Annotated in this window: 5 protein-coding genes; all 5 read right to left on the minus strand. The window is 34.6% G+C overall.

The window, feature by feature from the left end; genetic code table 11:
• Positions 1-1087: tRNA (N6-isopentenyl adenosine(37)-C2)-methylthiotransferase MiaB (gene miaB / locus RMR19_RS13935; RefSeq protein ID WP_310604104.1), on the minus strand; the 1087-nt coding region annotated here is incomplete at its 3' end.
• Positions 1088-1164: 77 nt separating this feature from the next.
• The gene (locus tag RMR19_RS13940) at positions 1165-2103 is read right to left on the minus strand and encodes a ComEC/Rec2 family competence protein (RefSeq protein WP_310604105.1); all 939 of its coding nucleotides are present in this window, start codon (positions 2101-2103) and stop codon (positions 1165-1167) included.
• 17 nt (positions 2104-2120) lie between these two features.
• Positions 2121-2978, minus strand: a complete 858-nt coding sequence (locus tag RMR19_RS13945; RefSeq protein ID WP_310604106.1) for an ATP-grasp domain-containing protein — start codon at positions 2976-2978, stop codon at positions 2121-2123.
• Positions 2979-3047: 69 nt separating this feature from the next.
• Positions 3048-3944, minus strand: a complete 897-nt coding sequence (locus RMR19_RS13950) for an ATP-grasp domain-containing protein (RefSeq protein WP_310604107.1) — start codon at positions 3942-3944, stop codon at positions 3048-3050.
• 31 nt (positions 3945-3975) lie between these two features.
• Positions 3976-4283 (minus strand): DNA translocase FtsK (locus RMR19_RS13955; protein WP_310604108.1); only part of this gene is annotated, 308 nt, incomplete at its 5' end.

Below are 4283 nucleotides of genomic sequence, written 5' to 3' on the forward strand. Positions count from 1 at the left end.
CAACATCAAGTGTCTCTTCAAAGTCTTCCTCTGTTTCACCAGGAAAACCAATAATAATATCTGTTGTAAACGAAATCCCTGGCATCGCTATTTTAATGCGTTCCACCATATCAAGATATTGCTCTTTTGTATAATGACGATTCATAATCTTTAAGATTCTTGAACTTCCCGATTGCACAGGTAAATGCATATGCTTACAGATTTTTTTCGAATTTTTCATAACCTCAATTACTTCATCTGATAAATCTTTTGGATGAGGTGTCATAAAACGAATTCTTTCAAGTCCGTCAACTTTCTCAATTTCTTGAAGTAACATAGCAAATGTCATTGGCGTTTCTAAATTCTTTCCATAGGAGTTAACATTTTGTCCAAGCAACATAATCTCTACAACACCATCTGCAACAAGTGCCTTGATTTCTTTGATAATATCCTCAGGGTTACGACTTCTCTCACGTCCACGAACGTAAGGAACGATACAGTAACTACAGAAGTTATTACAACCAAACATAATATTAACACCAGCTTTAAAGCTGTATTTTCTTTCACTTGGTAGGTCTTCTACGATTTCCGTTGTATCTTTCCAGATATCAATAATCATTCCTTTTGATTCTAATCTAGCTTGCATCAATTCTGCTAATTTGAATATATTATGTGTACCGAAAATAATATCTACATATCGATAGCTCTTCTTTATCTTATCAACTACAGCTTGCTCTTGCATCATACAACCGCATAGAGCAATCATCATATGAGGATTTTTCTTTTTTAATTTATTAAGGAAGCCTAAACGACCATATACTTTTAAATTCGCATTCTCACGAACTGTACACGTATTATAGATTACAAAATCCGCTTCTTCTGTTTCTACAATCTCATAACCGATTTTCTCTAATATACCAACAATCTTTTCTGCATCTCTAGCATTCATCTGACAACCAAAACATTGCACACAAGCAGTTAATGGTCTTCCTAGCTCTTCTTTTTTCTGATTATACCATTTTTGTAGATTTTCAATATATTGATACTGACGCTTTGTTTCAGAAGAAAACTCTTCTAAATTCAAACTATTTGTACTTTCTAAATTCATAACGTTCTCTCTTTCTATTTTAGCCGTATTATCATCGTATACTATACCTTATTTCTATGAGATTGTCCAGTATCGCATCAATTCTTATTCGACTTTTCTATCTTAATATCAATGCCATTCGTTGTCATAATAATCGTACCGTCTCTGTCTGTTCGATACAACATTATATGCTGTTGGCTAATTACTTCTAATGTTTTTTTCTCTGGTAATGATGTTCCATCACCCTCCTCGCATGTAATAACCGCAACCGCTGGATTTACCGTATCTAAAAACTCCTCACTGGAACACTTCTTGCTACCATGATGACCAACTTTAATAACATCTGCGTGTAAATTATAGTCACTTGATAGCATTTCTTTTTCCGATACTTCCATTGCATCACCCATGAACAAAAATTTCTTTTCTCCATATTGCATCATAAGAACAATAGAACTCTCGTTATCAGTCTTAGCTGCCATTGCTTTATCTCCTGGTGCTAGCACTGTGAATTTAACACCATCCACATAGAAAACGGTATTAACCTTTGGGATAAATTGTGTCACTTCTAACTGAACGGCTGTATCAATCATTGCTTTATATGGTTTCGTACTCTTCCCTCTTGAGGACATCAACAATACATCGGTTGGAAATTCATTTAAAACAGCACTCATTCCCCCTACATGATCTTTATCGCAATGAGTAGCAACAGCATACTCTAACTTTGTCACTCCTTGCTGCTTCAGATATGCAACAATATCATTTGCTTTCTCACTTGTTCCCGAATCTATCAAAACAGCTTTATCACCAATCTTAACCAATATGCAATCCGCTTTACCAATATCAAGAAAATGTACTGATATTGATTCTTCTGCTTCTTCCTCAATCATCAATTCTGGTTGCTCATTAAGACTCTTTTGATTCTCATTCGATACATTATCTTTCGCGCAGGAACATAAACATGTACTGCACACGAATATCATTATTACAGCTACAATCAGCCGCCTATTCTTCCAATGAAAACTACCAGGCTTACTCATGCAAATTCAGCCCCCTCTTATAGATGATTTAAGATATGTTCAATATACAATTTTACTAAGTTAATATCTGTACACTGGTATAGCATTCTCGCTCCTACCACATCTTCAACTTCATTAAAAATCAATTCTCCATTGTCGCCGATGATAAAATCAATTCCAACCATATCAGGACGAAACAAATCAACTATCATATGTACAATTTCTCGTTCCTCTTTGCTCAGCTCGTATACACAAACATCACCACCAAGTGAAAAATTAGATTTAAAACCTTCTTTTGCTTTTCTAAGAATTGCCGTAATAATTGTATTTCCAATTACATATACACGCAAGTCTTTATGTTCTTTCCCTACAAGTGGTTGCAAAACAGTATCTTGATAATACGTATTCCTAACAACTTCCTCTACTTCAACTGCATTACACGGATCAACCAAGAATACTTGTTGTCCTCCATGTCCATCAACGGTTTTTACAACTGTTTTTTCCGTTCTTCTACTTAGTTTCTCGCTTAGATTTCCTTGCTTGCAAAATGTAGTATCCACAATATCAATTCCAAGCGACGCAATTTCTTGATATGTGCTCGCCTTATCATTACAGATTCTTGCTACTTTAGAAGAATTAAACACAGGAATTCTCATACATTCTAAGTGTTTCGTAAGAAGAGGATATATCACTCTATTTATTGCAAATGAAGGCAATTTAATAGGCTCATCTTGATATTCTATATACCATTCATTATTTCGGATACCAAAATCTAGCTTTTCTACTATAATCAGCTCAAATGTAATATCAAATTTTCTGCCTTCTTCTTGGTACATCTCTATATAGCGTTTATTATATTCAGCTTCTTTTTGTCCATATAAAATCCAAGCTATCATGATATATTTTCCTTTCCCGTAAATAATTCAGCAATCACAATATAACGATTTCTTCTATGTTCCTAAGAGCTACAACAGATTTTGCTTCTTACAGATATAACCCATTATATGTTCCGCTACATTTATTCCTGTACAATCGTATATGTTCTTAAAATGTGCATTTGAATTAACTTCACATACAATTGGTTCTTCATTCTCACCAAACAATAAATCTACTCCAGCAAAATCCAGTCCTAATTCCTTTACACAATCGATCGCCAACTGCTTCTGTTGATTTGTTGGTTCAAACTGCTTCATCTTACCACCATTTGATATGTTTGCTCTAAAATCACCATGATCAGAATAACGGTACATCGTAGCAACAACCTGATCGCCAACAACATTCAGACGAATATCACGTGCAAAACTCGACTTCACATATTCTTGAAAAAGAAATGGCTTTGCCCCAATCTTCTTCATACATTCCATTAATTCAAAATCATCATGAGCAAGATATACTTGCTGACCAAAAGACCCAAAACATTCTTTTACTACGATTGGATAGGTTAGCTGCTTTTTCATCACTTCAACAAAATCGTAGTTAGTAAAACCAATATTCGGATATGTCATCGGAGCGATAATCGTCTTAGGCATCTTTATATTCTTTTGATTTAATGCTATGTGTGTCATCGCCTTATTATCACATATTTCTATTGCTTTTGATGAATTATAAACTTTGATAGAAAGACTTTCAAGAAAACTAGCCAAACGAATATCTTTATCCCAGAACAAAACAAACTCTGGTCTCTCAATTTCTACTATATTTCGAATGGCAGAATCATCACTCAAATCAACTAATAATTCTGCATTCGTCTTTACCACTAATTCTATGTTATATAATTGCGCAGCTCGCACTAACCACATATTTAATTCCGAATACTTTTCCGTATTCAAAAATTCATTTGTCACTAACCACGCTCTCTTCATAACTATTCTCCTCTATCCGTACATACTCATCCTATACGTACTCATCTACATATTGCTCGAACTCTTCTTCTGACATAATAACTTTTCTTGGCTTCGTTCCCTCTTCTGGTCCTACAACACCTGCCTCGTATAACTGATCCATAATACGTGCTGCACGGTTAAATCCAATCTTATAGACACGTTGTAGCATACCAATAGACGCTTTATCTTTCTCTATAATGAATTTACCTGCCTCTATAAAATAATCGTCACGATCATTTGCGGACACTGTTGATCCTTCTGATGAAGATCCACTTGTTATCTTACTTGTTATCTCTTCATTATATGTAGGTTTGCTTT

Origin of the sequence: Anaerosporobacter sp. (assembly GCF_031551385.1) — a bacterium.
GTDB lineage: Bacteria > Bacillota > Clostridia > Lachnospirales > Lachnospiraceae > Anaerosporobacter.